The organism is Streptomyces sp. Q6 (assembly GCF_036967205.1).
In the GTDB taxonomy this organism is placed as follows: domain Bacteria; phylum Actinomycetota; class Actinomycetes; order Streptomycetales; family Streptomycetaceae; genus Streptomyces; species Streptomyces citrinus.
The window spans coordinates 7,427,070-7,444,276 of sequence record NZ_CP146022.1 but is presented as its reverse complement, the minus strand read 5'-3'; the positions used below and the strand labels follow the sequence as shown (position 1 = coordinate 7,444,276).

The window sequence follows — 17,207 nt, the reverse complement described above, 5'->3', positions numbered from 1 at the left end:
TCGTCACCCACGATTCCCGGCGACGGTCTCGGTCATGGCCCGCAGGGACTCCTTGAGGGAGCCCATGGTGGCGAGGACCGCGGTCGGCTCGTACCCGCAGTGCGCCATGCAGTTGGCGCAGCGCTCGTCCTTGCCGCGCCCGTACGCGTCCCAGTCGGTCTTCTCGATGAGCTCCTTGTACGTGGTCACGTACCCGTCGCTCATCAGGTAGCAGGGCTTCTGCCAGCCGAAGAGGGAGTAGTTGGGGATGGCCCACGCGGTGCACGGGAAGTCGACCTTGCCCTCGAGGAAGTCGAGGAACAGGGGCGAGTGGTTGAGCCGCCAGCGCCGCCGGTTGCCGCCCGCGAAGGCCTTCTTGAACAGTTCGCGGGTCTGGGTGACGCCGAGGAAGTGCTCCTGGTCGGGGGCCTTCTCGTAGGCGTACGCGGGCGAGATCATCATCTCGTCGACCTTGAGGTCGTCGTTGAGGAAGTTGAGCACCTCGATGATGGTCTGCGGGGTGTCCGTGTTGAAGAAGGTCGAGTTCGTCGTGACCCGGAAGCCGCGCCGCTTGGCCTCCTTGATCGCCTCGACGGCCTCGTCGAAGACGCCCTCCTTCGCGACGGACTCGTCGTGCCGCTCGCGCAGCCCGTCGATGTGCACCGCGAACGCGAAGTACGGCGAGGGCGTGAACTTGTCCATCTTCTTGCGCAGCAGCATGGCGTTGGTGCACAGGAAGACGTACTTCTTCTTGGCCACCAACTGCCGCACGATCTCATCGATCTGAGGGTGCATCAGGGGTTCGCCGCCGGCGATGGACACCATCGGCGCGCCCGATTCGAGCACGGCGCCGACGGCCTGCGCGACGGGCATCCGCTGCTTCAGCACCCCGGCCGGGTGCTGGATCTTTCCGCAGCCCTCGCACTTGAGGTTGCAGGCGAAGAGCGGCTCGAGTTCGACAATCAGCGGGAACTTGTCCCGCTTGCGGATCTTCTGTTCGGCGAGATACGTCGCAACCTTGATGGACTGACGAAGCGGCATGGCCATCTGGCTCACCTCCGAGGGAGCAGCAAAGAACGGTGCCATTCGAAAAAAGCGGGAAGAACGGAACGAAGGACGCGGAAAGCAGATAGTCCACCGCGCACCGTGCCGATCCTGACGAGTTCATGTTCCGGGGCGTCCACGACCACCCGGACGGCGGCAACCGGGCGGCCGTCGGCTCTCGCGGCCGTGCGCAGCGTCGCCGCGGACTCCATGTCGACCGCGATCGCGCCGGTGGCGAGCAGGTCGCCCCGCTCGTGACCGCGCACGACGTGGTCGGAACCGGTGAGCGGGCCGGTGTGCACGGTCCTTCCGGGCACCGCCCTGACCAGCTCCTCGACCAGCAGGTCCGTGCCCGCGCACGGCGTGCTGCCGTGCGCGTCGCGCGTCTCCTCGGCCACGACCAGGTCACCGGGGTGCATACCGGGGGCGAGCCCCGCGCAGAACCCGGTGGCCACGACGGCGGCGCCGCTGAGGGCGCGGTCGCCGAGGGCGCGGGTCAGGGCTCGCTCCGCGGCCTTGGGCCCCATGCCCGTACGCAGCACGGTCACGGGGGTGGTCGCCCCGGCCCGGCTGCCGGTGCGCAGGGCGAGGTGCTCGATGCCGAGCGCGCAGGCGACGAGCAGCGGCGTGGTGTCCGGCGGTCCTTTCACCGCCGGGTCGCCGGTCATCAGCTCTCCTCGGCCGCGGCGGACCGGGCTTCGAAGGGCTCGCCGTGGACGTACCGGCCGAGCGCGGTCAGCGGGAAGACGTGCCGGTACAGGTGGTAGTTGATCGAGAAGTCCCAGGGGAAGCCGGTCCCGGTGAAGTACGGCTCGTCCCAGGTGCCGTCCTCGGTCTGGGTCTCGGCGAGGTACGTGACGCCCCGCTCGACCGCCTTGGACTCCCGCTCGCCGGCCGAGAGCAGCGCCATCAGCGCCCACCCGGTCTGCGAGGCGGTGGAGGCGCCCTGCCCCTTCCAGTCCTCGTAGCGGTAGGAGCGCAGGTCCTCGCCCCAGCCGCCGTCCTCGTTCTGGACCGACTCCAGCCAGCTGACCGCCCGCCGGACCGCCGGATGGGAGGTGGGGAGGCCGGCCGCGACGAGCGCGGGCACCACCGACCCGGTTCCGTAGACGTAGTTGACGCCCCAGCGGCCGAACCAGGCGCCGTTCGCCTCCTGTTCGGCGAGCAGCCACTCGATGCCGCGCCGGGTGCGCGGATCGTGGGACATGCCCTCGACGGCGAGCATCTCCACGACGTGCCCGGTGACGTCGGCGGACGGTGGGTCGATGACCTCGCCGAAGTCACAGAACGGCAGCCGGTTGGGGAACGGGCTGGTGTTGTCGACGTCGAAGGCGGCCCACGCGCCGTTCTTCGACTGCATACCGAGGTTCCAGCGCACGCCCCGGTCGATGGCCCTCTCCAGGCGTGCCGTGTCGGGGTGCCGCACACGGCGCAGCGCGAGCACGACCTCGGCGGTGTCGTCGATGTCGGGGTAGTTGTCGTTGTGGAACTCGAACGCCCAACCGCCGGGCTCCAGGCGGGGCTTGCGCACCGACCAGTCGCCGGGCCGGTCGATCTGCTCGGTGATCATCCAGTCGGCGGCCTTCACCAGCGCGGGGTGGTCGCCGGGCACCCCCGCGTCGGCCAGCGCGATGATCGCCAGGCAGGTGTCCCACACGGGGGACTGACAGGCCTCGATCATCCGGGCCCCGTCCTCGCGCCACACGGCGAACCGGTCGAGGGACTCCAACCCGGCCTTGAGGACCGGGTGTTGGAGGTCGTAGCCGAGCAGGTGCAGGGCGATGACGGAGTACACGGCGGGCGGCTGGATGCCGCCCCAGCAGCCGTCGTTCTCCTGCCGCTCGATGATCCAGCGCGCGGCCGAGTTGATGGCGGCCTTGCGCAGCGGCTTCAGGGCCATCCGGTGGTAGCCGTGCATGATCTTGTCGAGCCGCTGGAACGCGCCGTCCCAACTCGCCACCGGGGCAAGGGGTTTGGCGGGGTTGGGGTTCCTGGCGTCAGTGTGCAGCTCGTCGAGCGGGAACGGCGCGGGCCGCACCGGTCGTTTCGCGGACACGATGGTGAGCGGCACGATGGTCTGCCGCGCCCAGCATCCGAAGTCGTAGATGTTGAGCGGCATCCACTTGGGGAAGTAGATGAGCTCGGGCGGGAGTTCGGGAAGGTCGTCCCACTTCCACCAGCCGAACAGGGCAAGCCAGATCCGGGTGAAGACCCGCGCCTCGGCGATGCCGCCGCGTTCACGGATCCACGCGGAGGCCCTGGCCATGTGCGGAGCGTCCGGGGCGTCGCCGGCCAGCCGCAGGGCGACGTACGCCTCGATGGTCGTGGAGAGTTCGCCCGGTCCGCCGTAGAAGGTGGCCCAGGTGCCGTCCTCGCGCTGCTCCCCCCTGATGAACAGGGCGGAGGCGTCGGTGGTCGCCTGATCGCGGATGCCCAGGAACTGGCGCAGCAGCAGATCCTCGGCATCCATCGTCACGTTCGTGTCGAGGTCGCCCTTCCACCAGCCCTCGGAGTCCTGCCGGGCGAGCAGGAAGTCCGTGGCGCGGTGTATGGCTCGGCCGGCGGCGCCGTGCGTCCCGGCCGCCTGCGGGGTCGTGTCGGTCGGTGGGGCAGTGGTGGCCGAGGTCGCCTGTGGGGCCGGGGCCCCGGAGCTTCCGTCGGTCGTCGCTGTCATGGCTATCCCTTCATGCAGTGGATCATCTCTGCTGGGTAACCGTCGGCCGATGCCCTGGATGGACATCGGCCGGCGACTGCGAGTCATATGCGGCCGATAGTGATCATCTCTTTCGTACGACGACGAAGTCGGCGAGCGCCACGAACTGGGCCCGCACCTGGTCTGGCATCTGGACGGTGTCCAGGGCTTCGATGGCGATCGTGTGCTGGCGCCGGGCTTCCTGGGCCGTCCACTCGCGCCCGCCGGCCTCTTCGATGAGGGCGGCGCGGGCGGCGAACTCCGCCTCGGAGAAGTTGTCGAAGTCGTTGTTCTTGGCGTCGGCGGCGAGGAGGTCGCCGAGCCGCTCGGAGGCCGGGCCGCCCGCGGCGAGCGCGGCGACGACGGGCAGTGACTTCTTGCGCTGGCGCAGGTCGCTCCACGTCTGCTTGCCGGTGGACTGCGGGTCACCCCAGATGCCGAGCAGGTCGTCGACGGCCTGGAAGGCGAGGCCCAGGTGGTAGCCGTACGTCTCCAGGGCGTCGGCGGTGGCGTCGTCGGCGCCGCCGAGGACCGCGCCGATGGAGGAGGCGCAGGCCAGCAGCGCGCCGGTCTTGTTGCCCTCCATCTCCAGGCACTCCTCGACGCTGACGCGCTCGCGGTGCTCGTAGGAGATGTCCTGCGCCTGACCGTCGATCAGGGCGCGGGTGGCGGTGGTGAGGCGGCGCGTGGCGCGGCCGGCGTCGACCGTCTCCAGTTCGAGCAGCACCTCGTTGCCGAGGGCGAACAGGGCGTCGCCGACGAGGATCGCCTGGGCGGGACCGTGCACCTTCCACACGGTGTCGCGGTGGCGGCGCTGCTCGTCGCCGTCCATCAGGTCGTCGTGCAGCAGCGAAAAGTTGTGCACGAGCTCGACCGCGACGGCGCCCGGGACGCCGACCTCGGGCGCGGCGCCCGCGGCCTGTGCGGACAGCACGGCGAGGGCGGGCCGTACAGCCTTGCCGCCGTCACCGTCGGACGGGTTCCCTTCGGCGTCGATCCACCCGAAGTGGTAGGCGGCGACGGTGTTCATGGGTGGTGCGAGGCGGTCGACCGCCTTCTTGAGCACCGGAGTGGCCAGGGTTCGGCCGCGCTCCAGAAGCGCGGTCACGTCCACCGCGTCGGCAGCCTTTTCGGCCGAGGGCACAGGTGGCACAGTCTCTCCTTGTTTAACCGGATACACCGATGTCTTCGATGTCGGTGTTCCTACCGTGGGAAGTTCGAGGCTCACGCCGCCTCCCGGTACAGATGGCCGCGCGGGCGGCCGAGTGCGGCGAGCGCCGCGTCCGCCGCGGACGCACCGCTGCGCACGGCGCTTTCCATGGTCGCGGGCCACCCGGTGGCGGTCCACGCGCCGGCCAGGTAGAGGCCGGGGGCATTGGTGCGGGCGGACGGCCGCAGGGCGCCGACGCCCGGGGTCGGCGCGAACGTCGCCGTCCGCTCCCGGGTGACGAAGAAGTCGCGGACACCGGCGCCGCGCGCGGCGGGCAGCAGCCGCTCCAGCTCGGGGAGGTAGCGCTCCCGCAGAACGGCGACGGGGGCGTCGATCTCGTCCTGGGCGGCCGACTGCGACACCGCCAGGTACTGCCCCGCCTGTCGCGCGCCACCGTCCTTGTTCGCAGGCCCTTCGGGCCCGCCTCTCAACAGGCCCGACGCGTCGGTGCGGTCGAAGACCCACTGCACCGGGGAGCCGAGCGCCGTGAAGAAGGGCCGCTTGAGGACCTTGCGGTCGTAGACGACGTGCAGGTTCAGGATCGGCGCGGTCCCGATGTCGAGCAGCCGCCCCTTGTCGTCGAGCGCGCCGTCGGGCAACAGGTCGTGCGCCTCGCGCTGCGCCACCGCGAGTACGACGGTGTCGGCGGTGAGGATCTGGCCGGAAGTGTCGGAACCCTCGGGAACCTCGACGGCCCAACGCCCGTTCTCCGTACGGGAGATGGAGGTGACGCGTGTACGGAGTCCGATGCGTACGCCCGCGGAGTCGAGCGCCTTGCGGGCGAGAGTGTCATGGAGATCACCGAGGGGCACCTGGGCCCAGCCGATGTCGGCGGCACCGGGGTCGGACAGCAGCCCGGTCTTGAAGACCATGGCGGCCAGGCCCAGTGAGGCCTCCCCCGCCACCGCGTTCAGGGTCGCGACACCGACCAGGTCCCACAGCGCCTCGATGGCCCGCTGCGACTGACCGTGCTCGGCCAGCCAGGAGCCGAAGTCCCGCTCGTCGAGCGCCGGATCGGTGAGGTCGAGGCCCTTGAGGGCGAGCGCGGCACGGCCGACGTTAGCCCGCTCGGCCAGCGACAGATGCGGGTAGGTCGCCAGGCTCTTCGCCAGGTGCAGCGGTACGGGCAGCGCCGTGCGCCGCAGTCGCCCGAGGCGGTTCTTCTCCGCGTCGAGCACCGGCACGTCGAGACGTTCCTGCAAGGGGGCGAGCGACGCCCCGTCGACGCGGTCCAGGAACCAGCGGTAGGCGGTGCAGCAGCGCAGGTACACGTGCTGGCCGTTGTCGACGGTGAGGTCGCCGCGCTTGAAGGAGAAGGCGAGCCCGCCCAGCCGGGGCCTGCCCTCCAGGAGCGTGACGTCGACGCCGCCGTCGGCGAGCGAGAGCGCGGCGGTGATACCCGCGAGCCCACCGCCGATGACCACCGCGGTGGGCCGTTGTCGGGCCGCGGCGTCGTCCGCGTCGGGTCCCTCGGGTCCCGTGTTCCCGTTGCTCATGCGCCCTCCCCCGAGGCGGTGCCGATGGTGCGTACGGCCGGGGTGCGGCGGGGTTCGACAGAAGTGACGAACACGCGGCCGACCGTTGCATGCAGGGACGCCGCGTCGCGCCGGAGGGTTGCCCGCCGCTTCGCGTTCCTCGCTGCACCGAGACCGGTGGTGCCCATCAGGCGCGCCTCCTGAGGGCGGTGCGGGAGACCGTGCGCGCGTCGAGCCCGGACAGGCCGCGCACGGCGACGTACGCCTTCTCGTGTCCGGGCAGCGAGACGCGGCCGCGGAGCACGGCCTCCGGCTCGCGCTCGATGCGGTCGAGCAGGCGGCGGTAGATGCCGGCCATGGCGGCGACGCAGGCGCCGGAACGCCGGTCGAGCAGGGGTAGCAGCTTGTACCCCTCGGCGAACAGCGCGCGGGCGCGCCGCACTTCGAAGTGCACGAGGCCGGCGAAGTCCGAGCCGGGCGGCGGTGTCGGCCCGTCGAACCCGGCCGAGCAGCCGAACTTGGCGAGGTCGTCAGCGGGCAGGTAGGTGCGACCGTCGGCGGCGTCCTCGCGCACGTCCCGGAGGATGTTGGTCAGTTGGAGCGCGAGCCCGAGTGTGTCCGCGTACTCGGGCGCACGGTCGGCGCCGCGCGCCCCCGGTTCCGCGCCGAACACGCCCAGGGAGACCCGTCCGATGGCTCCCGCGACACAGCGGCAGTACACCTTCAGGTCGTCCCAGGTCTCGTACGTCTCGCCGCGCAGGTCCATCAGGACCCCGTCGATGAGTTCGTCGAGCCCGCCGAGCGGGATCGGGAAGCGGTCGGCGGCATGGGCGAGCGCGACGGCCACCGGATCGGTGTCGTCCTCCTCGACCTTGCCGTTCTGGACCCGCGCGAGCAGCGCCCGGGTCTCGTCGAGCCGCAGCGCCTTGACGTCGGGCGCCAGCGTGCCGTCACCGATGTCGTCGACACGGCGCGAGAACGCGTACACCGCCGACATGGCCCGCCGCTTGGCGGTCGGCAGCAGCCGGATCCCGTAGGCGAAGTTCCGTGCCTGCTGGCCGGTGACCGTCTCGCAGTAGCTGTATGCGGCGAGCACCGGTGCCGACATCTGCTGGTCAGACTCCACGGTTCTGCTCACCCCTCTCCTCGCAGAGTCGCTCCCACCTCGCGCAATAGCCGGAGCTTGGTGGGTTTGGGTGGTCCAGGAAGGACGTCGTACGAAACGGCGGTGATCGCGTGCACCGCCGCCTTCCCCCCTGCCACGAACCCGGCCAGCAGCAGCTTCAACCTGCCGTGGACGCTACCCACGAGGGGGGTGCCTTCATTCAGGAGCCCGAGGGCGCGTTCCGCTTCGAACGCGACCAGGGCGCGCACCGACGCGCCCGCCGTCGCCAGGGCGAGATCGGACTCCTGCACGTGGAACTCTTTCATGTCCTCGGCGGGCAGGTAGACGCGGTCCCGCCCCAGGTCCTCGGCCACGTCCTGGAGGTGCTCGACGATCTGGAGGCCCGTGCAGACGGCGTCCGAGCGGCGGATCCGCTCGGGGGTCGCGGTGCCGGTGATGGCGAGGACGAGGCGGCCGACCGGGTTGGCGGAGAGCTCGCAGTACGCGAGGAGGTCGTCGTACGTCTCGTAGCGCGCGACGAGCTGGTCCTGGCGGTTGGCCTGGATGAGGCCGAGGAACGGCTCGGGGGTCAGGGAGCGGCGGCGGACGGTGGGCTGCAAGGCCTTCAGGAGCGGATGTCTGGGGGTCGAGTCGAAGACCCGGCGCAGATCCGCTTCGAAGGCGTCCAGCATCGCGAGCCGGTCGTCGGCCCGATCGGGTGAGACACCGAGGAAACGGGCGTCCGCGCCGCCGGGCGCGAGGTCGCCGTCACCGATGTCGTCGACGAGGCGCGCGTACCCGTACACGGCCATCAGGTCGTCGCGCCAGGCGCGCGGCAGGAAGAAGGGGGCCACCGGGAAGTTCTCGTCGGCGGCCTTGTCCAGGGTGGCGCTCTCCGGGGTACCGGGGCGCGGGCGGGATGCGGTCACCGCGTGCGGTCCGCTTCCGGAACGACGGCAAAAGCCCCGTGGACCTGGAGAGTTTCCGTAGCCATTGCCGTCACGTCTCCCGTTCTACACTGCTGACCCAATACATCCTATTTCGGACACGCCGCCCGGACTTCCGCGCGGTGACCCAACCCCTGCCGGGCCGAGTGTCGCGCATTATCGCCCCACTTGCCGCGAATAGGCACCGGTACAGCTTACGTTGTACAACGATGCTCGCCGCGGCGGGGTGTTCCGCACATCACAACAACACACCGATTGACGCCAAGATTCCTTCAGGGCAAGGAAGTTGACCGGTCCTTGACCGTGATCGGAAAACAGTTGGCCGATGCAAGCACATGGAAGGCTCCACCGATACGAGTCGGTGGAGCCTCCTATGACGCGGGGCGGAGCCGGGCGGTTACTTGCCCGTGAACTTCTCGTACTCCTTGAGTACCTCGCCCGTCGGACCGTCCATACGCAGTTCCCCGCGCTCCAGCCACAGAACGCGGTCACAGGTGTCGCGAATGGACTTGTTGTTGTGGCTCACCAGGAAGACCGTGCCGGCCTCCTTGCGCAGCTCGCGGATGCGGGCCTCGGAGCGCTTCTGGAACTTGCGGTCACCCGTCGCCAGGGCCTCGTCGATCATCAGCACGTCGTGGTCCTTGGCGGCCGCGATGGAGAACCGCAGGCGGGCCGCCATGCCGGACGAGTAGGTGCGCATCGGCAGGGTGATGAAGTCACCCTTCTCGTTGATCCCGGAGAAGTCGACGATGTCCTGGTAGCGCGCCTTGATCTCCTCGCGGGACATGCCCATGGCGAGGCCACCGAGGATCACGTTGCGCTCGCCCGTGAGGTCGTTCATGAGGGCCGCGTTCACACCGAGCAGCGAGGGCTGGCCGTCGGTGTAGACCTTGCCCTTCTCGGCGGGGAGCAGGCCGGCGATGGCGCGCAGCAGCGTCGACTTGCCGGAGCCGTTCGAGCCGATGAGGCCGATGGCCTCGCCCCGGTAGGACGTGAAGGAGACGCCCTTGACCGCGTGCACCTTGCGCACGCCGCGCTCCTCGCCGCGCTTGAGTATGCGGCTCAGTGCCGACGTCGCGCTGCCCTTGCCGGTCTTGGCGCCGTTGACGCGGTACACGATGTGCAGCTCGTCGGCGATGACCGTGGGAACGCGGGCGTCGGAGGGGTTCTTGTCGAGATCAGCCACGGCCGTACCGCTCCTCGGACTTCCAGAAGTAGACGAAGCCGCCGACGGCGACCAGTACGGCCCAGCCGAGGGCGACCGCCCAGACGTGCGGCGGCAGGTTCTCGGAGCCGTAGCCGTCGATCAGCGCGAACCGCATCAGGTCCATGTAGATCGCCGCCGGGTTCCACTGGAGGACGTCGGCGATCCAGGTCGGCTTGCCCTCCAGCATGATCGGGATGGAGAACATGACGCCGGACGCGTACATCCACGTACGCATCACGAACGGCATGAGCTGCGCGAGGTCCGGGGTCTTCGCGCCCGCCCTGGCCATGATCAGCGCGAGTCCGGTGTTGAAGAGGAACTGCAACGCGAGGACCGGAACGATCAGCAGCCACGACAGGGACGGGAAGCTGCCGAAGGCGCACGCCACGATGAACAGCACGATCATCGAGAACAGCAGCTGCTGGAGCTGCTGGAGCGCGAAGGAGACGGGCAGCGAGGCGCGCGGGAAGTGCAGGGCGCGCACCAGGCCCAGGTTGCCGGAGATCGCGCGTACGCCCGCCATGACGGACGACTGCGTGAAGGTGAAGACGAAGACACCCGTCACCAGGAACGGGATGTAGACCTCCTTGTCCATGCCCCGGTTCGCGCCCAGGATCAGGCCGAAGATCAGGTAGTAGACGAGGGCGTTCAGGAGGGGGGTCGCCACCTGCCAGACCTGGCCGAGCTTGGCCTGGCTGTACTGGGCCGTCAGCTTCGCCTGCGAGAAGGCGAGGATGAAGTGCCGTCGGCCCCACAGCTGCCGTACGTACTCGGACAGGCCGGGCCGCGCTCCGCTGACGGACAAGCCGTACTTGGCGGCGAGCTCGGCCGGGGAGAGCCCGTCGTCGGGCGACGGGGCGGCGCTCACCGCGACACCGCCGTCATGCGTTGTCTCACTCACAAGGGGAACTTTCGTCTTCAAAAGCACAGCCTGGTCGGGCATAGGCGAGGAGCCAGGGACCGGGTACGGCCCGAATGCTCTCAGACATGAGCTTGTCAGATGACAGGAGGTCGGCCCAGTCGGGTCAGGCGCCACACCGTACGCCACTTCATCGGACGCCGAGGGCCGCACGGCGTCGTCCAGCCTTCCTTGAAACCGCCCAGCCAGGCCTTCAGGGCCGGGCCCGAGGGACGGCGGGCCAAGGTCAGGAGCAGCCACACGCCGAGGTACACGGGGATCAGCGGCGCGGGCAGGTTGCGGCGGGCCAGCCAGACCCGGTTGCGGGCCACCATGCGGTGGTAGACCGCGTGCCGGGAGGGGGCCGTGGTCGGGTGGTGCAGGACCATGTCGGCGCGGTAGTCGATCATCCAGCCCGCGTCGAGGGCACGCCAGGCGAGATCGGTCTCCTCATGGGCGTAGAAGAACTCGGCGGGCAGCGGTCCGGCCTCGGCGATCACGCGCGTACGGACGGCGTTGGCGCCGCCGAGGAACGTGGTCACGCGCGAGGAGCGCATCGGGTCGGCGGCGCGCAGCCGCGGGACGTGGCGGCGCTGGGTCTCGCCGGTGTCCGGGTCGGCGATGCGGAAGCTGATGATGCCGAGCTTCGGGTCGGCGGCGAAGGCCTCGCGGCACAGCTCGGCCGTGTCGGTGAGCGGCAGCAGGCCGTCGTCGTCGAGGAACATGAGGATGTCGACGTCGGATCCGGACGGGCCGAACGCCTCGATGCCGACGTTGCGGCCGCCGGGGATGCCCAGGTTCTCGGGCAGCTCGACGGTCCGTACGCCTTCGGGGACGTCCGGGACGGGTGATCCGTTGCCGACCACGACCAGCTCGACCGGGGCGCCGTCCTGCTTGGCGACCGAGTCGAGGAGGGCGCGCAGCTCGGCCGGCCGGTTGCCCATGGTGATGACAACCGCGCCGACCTTCGCCTGCCGTGCCGGCGTGCTCACTTCAGCCTGCTCGAAGCGAGGATGGACACGAGGTGGAGCAGCGTCTGGAGGAGCGCGATGCCCGCGAGGACGGCCACACCGAGGCGCGTGAAGAACAGGTCGCCCCGCATCTGGTCCACGATCGCGAGGACCAGGATGAGCAGGGTCGCCTCGATGCCGAGGATGAGCCGGTGGAAGTTGAGCATCGCGGCGGCCCTGCGGGCCAGCGCCATGCCCGAGGAGCGCATCTCGGACGCGGCCTCCTTGACCTGCTCCTTGCCGCTCTGCGCGCGGGCCACGGCGACCAGGTCCGTCTCGGACTTGATCAGGATGGCGCCGAGCGCGGCGAGCGTGCCGAGGAAGGCCCACAGCCAGTCGATCCGGCCGCCGCCCCACAGGTCCGCGGCACGCAGGCCGAAGCCGACGAGGACGGCGGCGTCGGTGAGGTACGCGCCGACGCGGTCCATCCAGACGCCGGTGAGCGAGTACTGCTTGCGCCACCGCGCGATCTCGCCGTCGACGCAGTCGAGCAGCAGGTAGAGCTGCACCGCGACAACGCCGAGGACCGCGCCCCAGATGCCCGGGACGAGGAGCGCGGGAGCCGCGAGGACACCGCAGACGGTCATCAGGTAGGTCAGCTGGTTGGGCGTGACCTTGGTGTTCACCAGGTGCCGGTCGACACGCAGCGAGATCTCGCGCATGTAGAGCCGGCCCATCCAGTGCTCACCGCTCCGGCGGTCCTTCACGCCCGCGGGGTGAACGACCGGGCGGAGCTCAGCTACCGATGGCTTTTGCATAGTCGGCGTAGGCGTCCCTGATCTGGTCGGTGGAGAGGTCGAGGTGTTCGAGGATCGTGTAGCGGCCCGGCCGGGTCTGCGGAGCGAACTCCACGACCTTGACGAACTCGTCCACGGTGAAGCCGATCTCCTCGGGCAGCACGGGCAGGCCGTGGCGGCGCAGCACCTCGGCCATGTAGCGGGACTCCTCGTGAGCACCGCGCAGGTGCATCGCGAAGGCCGCGCCCAGGCCGCACTGCTCGCCGTGGCTGGCGGCGCGCTTGGGGTGGAGGAGGTCGAAGGCGTGGTTGATCTCGTGGCAGGCGCCGGACGCCGGACGGGAGTCGCCCGACACGGACATGGCGATGCCGGTGAGGACCAGGCCCTCGGCGAGCACCTGGAGGAAGCCGTCGTCGCCGACGCCGCCCGGGTGCCGGAGCACGGCCTCGCCGGCCTGGCGGGCCATGGCGGCCGCGAGACCGTCGATGTCCTCGCCGCGCTCACGGGCCGCGAGCTCCCAGTCCGCGACCGCGGAGATGTTGGACAGGGCGTCACCGATGCCGGAGCGCACGAAGCGCGCCGGGGCCTCACGGATGATGTCGAGGTCGATGACGACGGCGATCGGGTTCGGCACGCCGTAGCTGCCGCGGCCCGCGTCGTTGTCGAGGGTCGCGACCGGCGAGCACAGGCCGTCGTGCGACAGGTTCGTCGCGACGGCGACCAGCGGCAGGCCCACGCGCGCCGCGGCGAACTTGCCGCAGTCGATGATCTTGCCGCCACCGAGGCCGACGACGGCGTCGAAACGGCCCGCCTTCTTGATGTCGTCGGCGAGCTGGATGGCGTCGTCGAGGGTGCCGCCCCCGACCTCGAACCACTCGGCGCGGGGCAGCGAGGGCGCGAGGCGGGTGCGCAGGGCAGCGCCCGAGCCACCGCTGATCGCGATGGCCAGGCGCCCCGTGGACGACGAGATCCTCTGGTCGGCGAGGACCTTGGCCAGGTCGTCGAGCGCTCCCGGCCGGATGTCGACGACGACCGGCGAGGGGATGAGCCTCGTCAGTACTGGCACGCGATCTCCCGCCCCTTGGCCAGGTCCTCGTGGTTGTCGATCTCGACCCACGGGACATCGCCGATGGGCGCGACGTCGACCTTGAAGCCGCGGTTCACGAGCTCCTGGTAGCCGTCCTCGTAGTACAGCTGCGGGTCACGCTCGTACGTGGCCTTCAGGGCGTCGGCCAGCTCGTCGGCGGCCTCGCCCTCGATGAGGGTGACGCCGATGTACTCGCCGGTGGCCTCGGAGGGGTCCATCAGCTTCGTGATCTTCTGGACGCCCTTGTCGGGGTCCACGACGACCTTCATCTCCTCTTCGCCGAGGGTCTTCACCGTGTCCAGGGCGAGGATGATCTTCTTGCCGTCGCCGCGGGCGGCGAGCAGCGTCTTCTCCACGGAGACCGGGTGCACGGTGTCGCCGTTGGCGAGGATCACCGAGTGCTTGATGGCGTCACGGCCGCACCACAGGGAGTAGGCGTTGTTCCACTTCTCGGCGACGTCGTTCTCGATGAGCGTCAGCTTCAGGCCGTACTTCGCCTCGAGCGCTGCCTTGCGCTCGTAGACGACCTCCTTGCGGTAGCCGACGATGATGCCGACCTCGGTGAGGCCGATCTCGGCGAAGTTCTTCAGGGTGAGGTCGAGGACGGAGAGCTCGTTCTCGGTTCCCTCGCCCACGACGGGCACGAGCGCCTTGGGAAGCGTCTCGGTGTAGGGGCGGAGCCGGCTGCCGGCGCCGGCGGCCAGGACGAGGCCGATCATGCGGGTTCTCCTTCATCGTGTACGGCGGGTGCTCCAGCAGAGACCCAGAAGCGGATGCTCTCGGCGAGCACCACGAGTGCCACGAACACGGCGCAGACCGTGAGCGCGACGGTGAAATCTGTGGTTGTGAACAGCGCGGCCAGGATCGTGACCACCAGCGTTCTGCCTTCGTGCCCGCCGATCGCCCGCACCAGCCAGTGCGGGGGCGCCCCGGTGCCGCCGCGAATGCGGTACACCGTGTCGTAGTGATGGTAGGCGACCGCCGCCACCAGCCCGAAAGCCGCGGGCAGGGCACCGTTCACCTCCGAGCGGGCCGCGAGGACCAGGACGGTCAGGTACTCGGAGGCCCGGAAAATCGGGGGCACGAGCCAGTCGAGGGTGCCCTTGAGGGGTCGGGCGACGGCCAGGCCCGACGTGACGCAGTACACGGCGGCGACGACGATCGGCCAGGTGCCGCCGACATCCGTGAGCGCACTCACCGTGACGACGGCCACGCCGCCGAGAGCGGCGATCACAGGGGCGGGGGCGGGCACCTTCACCTTGCTGAACAGCCGCGCGAGCGGCCCCGAGTCGGCGAGATCGGCGAGGGCCTGTGCGGCGCGGTCGGTGCGGCGGGCCTTGCGGGTGAGCGAGCGCAGGAGGCGCCCGGCGGTCGTGTAGCAGGCGGCGAGCGCGCAGCCGACGAGGAGGACGACGAAGGTGATGCGCGGGGTGGTCAGTGCGGTGAGGATCGCGATCAGCGCCCAGCGTTCGCCGATCGGCAGCACTATCATCCGGCGCACCCAGACCGTCCAGCCGACGCTGTCGAGCTTGTCGGAGAGGGCGGCGGTGGGGCTGGTGTTGGCCGCGGCGTCGTGGTTCGCCTCGTTGAAGGAGAAGTCGACGACGTGCCGGCAGGTCTGCAACACCATCGCGCCGAGGGCCAGGGCCCACACGTCGTCGCCGTCGGCGTTGGCCGCGCCGAGCGCGAGGCCCGCGTAGTAGGCGTACTCCTTGGCGCGGTCGAAGGTCGCGTCGAGCCAGGCGCCGAGCGTCGAGTACTGCAACGAGTAGCGGGCGAGCTGCCCGTCCGTGCAGTCCAGGACGAAGGAGAAGAGGAGGAGCAGGCCCGCGGCGACGAAGCCGGGGCGCGTGCCGGTCGCCGCGCAGCCCGCCGCGATCAGCGCGGTGAGCAGCGACGCGGTGGTGACCTGGTTGGGGGTCAGGCCGCGGCGTGCGCACCACCGCGCGAGGTAGCGGGAGTACGGGCTGACGCAGTACGTGGTGAAGAAGCCGTCCCGCGCCTTGACGGCGGTGCGCAGCCGGATCGCCTCGTCGTCGACGGCGGCGACGGACTGGCGGACCTCGTTGCGGGCCTGCGGGTCGGTGGGCACCGCGGCGACGAGGTCACCGAGCTCGGGGCGGTGCACGTCGGTGCCGGCCGCCTCCAGGGACTTGGCGACGGCGTCGGGGTGCATGCCGCTCTCCGTGACGGCCCGGTTCAGGGCCTGCCGGGTGGAGGGCAGCACCGCGAGGGCGCCGGGGATCGCCGAGGCGTTGAAGCGAGGGTCGGTGAGGCCGAGGCGCAGGGCGTGGACATGGCCCACGAATCCCGCGTCCACGACCGCGACCCGCTGGCCGCCGGGGACGGTCGCGAGCGCCGCTTCGGCGTCCGCGGCGTCCGGGGCGAGCCGAACGTCGAAGCCGAGCGCCCGCAGATCGCCCTCCAGGGACGACCCGGGGACCGGCTGACCGGTGACGATGGCGGTCGACAGACGAACTCACTCCTTGGGTGCCGACGCGAGCGCGCCGGGCTCATGCACGAAGGGGCGCCCTGAGCCCCGATATTTCCGGGGGCCGGGCGGCATGTCGGCAGAGGCTATCGGATGATGAGAAGTGGACGTTCACCGCCCGTTTACGGCCCGATTGGCCCCTGTCCCACACGGTCTGCGTAGGCCAGGCCGCCCGTTCATCATTGTCGATCAAGGCCCCGGGCGACAAACCCGCCGGCGCCCGCGACCGGTGGCGGTCCCGCTTAGGGTGGTGCGTCATGACGTGGCTGATCACCGGCGGAGCCGGATACATCGGGGCACATGTGGCACGGGCGATGACGAGCGCCGGGGAGCGCGTCGTGGTCCTCGACAACGTGACGTCGGGCGTCCCCGACCGGCTGCCCCCCGAGCTGCCGCTGGTGCGCGGCTCCGCCCAGGACGCGGATCTCGTGGCCCGGGTCTGCGCCGAGCACGGGGTCACGGGCGTCGTGCATCTCGCGGCGCACAAGCAGGTCGGCGAATCGGTCGAGAAGCCCGAGCTCTACTACCGGGACAACGTCGGCGGGCTCGCCACGCTCCTGGAGACGGTCGCCGCCGCGGGCGTGCGCCGCTTCGTCTTCTCCTCGTCGGCCGCGGTCTACGGCAACCCCGACACCGACCTCATCACCGAGTCGACACCGTGTGCACCCGTGAACCCGTACGGCGAGACGAAGCTGGCCGGCGAGTGGCTGGTGCGGGCGGCGGGGCAGGCTCACGGCATGGCGACCGTCTGCCTTCGCTACTTCAACGTGGCCGGGGCCGCCGAGCCCGCGCTCGCCGACATCGGCGTCTACAACGTGATCCCGATGGTCTTCGACCGCCTGACGCGCGGGGAGTCGCCGCGGATCTTCGGCGACGACTACCCGACCCCGGACGGCACCTGCGTACGCGACTACATCCACGTCGCCGACCTGGCCGAGGCGCACCTCGCCGCCGCGCGCCGGCTGCTGCGCCCCGGGGCGAGCGGCGACCTGACCCTGAACATCGGCACCGGGCAGGGCGTCTCCGTCCGCGAACTCGTGGACGTGATCGCGGACGTCTCCGGCGACCGCAGGCCCGCGCTCGTCGAGCCGCGCCGCCCGGGGACGCGCCGCGCGCGGTCGGCTCCTCGGCCCTCGCCGAGAAGGAGCTCGGCTGGGCGGCGTCGCGCGGGGTACGCGAGATGGTGGAGTCGGCCTGGGCGGGCTGGTGCCTGCGGCACCCCGGGGCGACCGCGAAGTGATCTCCTCAGCGCCCTGACCTGCGTACATACGAAGATTCCCGCGAGGGGCGTTTCCGCAGGTCAGGGCATATGACAACGGTGTTCA

14 protein-coding genes and 1 pseudogene are annotated in these 17,207 nt (G+C 70.5%); 1 reads left to right on the top strand and 14 read right to left on the bottom strand.

All coding sequences use genetic code 11. From position 1 onward, the window contains the following. Nucleotides 1-3 precede the first annotated feature (3 nt). From hpnH to V2W30_RS34180, 14 genes are all read right to left on the bottom strand, one after another. Nucleotides 4-1,026 carry an adenosyl-hopene transferase HpnH gene (gene hpnH, locus V2W30_RS34245; protein WP_338702474.1) on the bottom strand — a complete coding sequence of 341 codons (1,023 nt, stop codon included), beginning with the start codon at nt 1,024-1,026 and terminating at the stop codon, nt 4-6. Nucleotides 1,027-1,031: 5 nt separating this feature from the next. Beyond that, nucleotides 1,032-1,691, bottom strand: a complete 660-nt coding sequence (locus V2W30_RS34240; protein ID WP_338702473.1) for a 1-hydroxy-2-methyl-2-butenyl 4-diphosphate reductase — start codon at nt 1,689-1,691, stop codon at nt 1,032-1,034. Then, entirely contained in the window at nt 1,691-3,697 is a 2,007-nt protein-coding gene (gene shc, locus V2W30_RS34235; protein WP_338702472.1) for a squalene--hopene cyclase, read from the bottom strand. Before shc ends, V2W30_RS34240 begins: the two co-directional genes overlap by 1 nt. Before the next feature lie 103 nt (nt 3,698-3,800). Beyond that, complete coding sequence (locus V2W30_RS34230; RefSeq protein WP_338702471.1) at nt 3,801-4,895, bottom strand: polyprenyl synthetase family protein; 1,095 nt, start codon at nt 4,893-4,895, stop codon at nt 3,801-3,803. Nucleotides 4,896-4,939: 44 nt separating this feature from the next. Next, nucleotides 4,940-6,421 (bottom strand): hydroxysqualene dehydroxylase HpnE, encoded by a 1,482-nt coding sequence (gene hpnE, locus V2W30_RS34225; RefSeq protein WP_338702470.1) that lies wholly within the window; start codon nt 6,419-6,421, stop codon nt 4,940-4,942. Nucleotides 6,422-6,587: 166 nt separating this feature from the next. Further along, a complete protein-coding gene (gene hpnD / locus V2W30_RS34220; protein ID WP_338702469.1) occupies nt 6,588-7,538 on the bottom strand; it encodes a presqualene diphosphate synthase HpnD in 951 nt (316 codons plus the stop codon). Then, nucleotides 7,535-8,434 (bottom strand): squalene synthase HpnC, encoded by a 900-nt coding sequence (gene hpnC, locus V2W30_RS34215; protein WP_338702468.1) that lies wholly within the window; start codon nt 8,432-8,434, stop codon nt 7,535-7,537. The genes hpnD and hpnC overlap by 4 nt, the downstream gene beginning before the upstream one ends. Before the next feature lie 415 nt (nt 8,435-8,849). Beyond that, nucleotides 8,850-9,638, bottom strand: coding sequence for an ABC transporter ATP-binding protein (locus tag V2W30_RS34210; protein ID WP_338702467.1), 789 nt, complete (start codon nt 9,636-9,638; stop codon nt 8,850-8,852). Continuing rightward, the gene (locus V2W30_RS34205; protein WP_338702466.1) at nt 9,631-10,560 is read right to left on the bottom strand and encodes an ABC transporter permease; all 930 of its coding nucleotides are present in this window, start codon (nt 10,558-10,560) and stop codon (nt 9,631-9,633) included. The genes V2W30_RS34210 and V2W30_RS34205 overlap by 8 nt, the downstream gene beginning before the upstream one ends. Nucleotides 10,561-10,655: 95 nt before the next feature. Further along, entirely contained in the window at nt 10,656-11,501 is an 846-nt protein-coding gene (locus V2W30_RS34200; RefSeq protein WP_338703873.1) for a glycosyltransferase family 2 protein, read from the bottom strand. Between the two features lie 44 nt (nt 11,502-11,545). Beyond that, nucleotides 11,546-12,325 (bottom strand): CDP-alcohol phosphatidyltransferase family protein, encoded by a 780-nt coding sequence (locus tag V2W30_RS34195; protein ID WP_338702465.1) that lies wholly within the window; start codon nt 12,323-12,325, stop codon nt 11,546-11,548. Continuing rightward, nucleotides 12,303-13,370 (bottom strand): iron-containing alcohol dehydrogenase family protein, encoded by a 1,068-nt coding sequence (locus V2W30_RS34190; RefSeq protein ID WP_338702464.1) that lies wholly within the window; start codon nt 13,368-13,370, stop codon nt 12,303-12,305. Before V2W30_RS34190 ends, V2W30_RS34195 begins: the two co-directional genes overlap by 23 nt. Beyond that, nucleotides 13,358-14,110, bottom strand: coding sequence for a phosphocholine cytidylyltransferase family protein (locus V2W30_RS34185; protein WP_338702463.1), 753 nt, complete (start codon nt 14,108-14,110; stop codon nt 13,358-13,360). Before V2W30_RS34185 ends, V2W30_RS34190 begins: the two co-directional genes overlap by 13 nt. Next, nucleotides 14,107-15,864: a DUF5941 domain-containing protein gene (locus tag V2W30_RS34180; RefSeq protein WP_425244722.1), complete on the bottom strand. Its 1,758-nt coding sequence runs from the start codon at nt 15,862-15,864 to the stop codon at nt 14,107-14,109. Before V2W30_RS34180 ends, V2W30_RS34185 begins: the two co-directional genes overlap by 4 nt. Nucleotides 15,865-16,139: 275 nt before the next feature. Here V2W30_RS34180 and galE point away from each other — a divergent pair. Beyond that, nucleotides 16,140-17,122: pseudogene (galE, locus tag V2W30_RS34170) on the top strand (UDP-glucose 4-epimerase GalE). Nucleotides 17,123-17,207 lie beyond the last annotated feature (85 nt).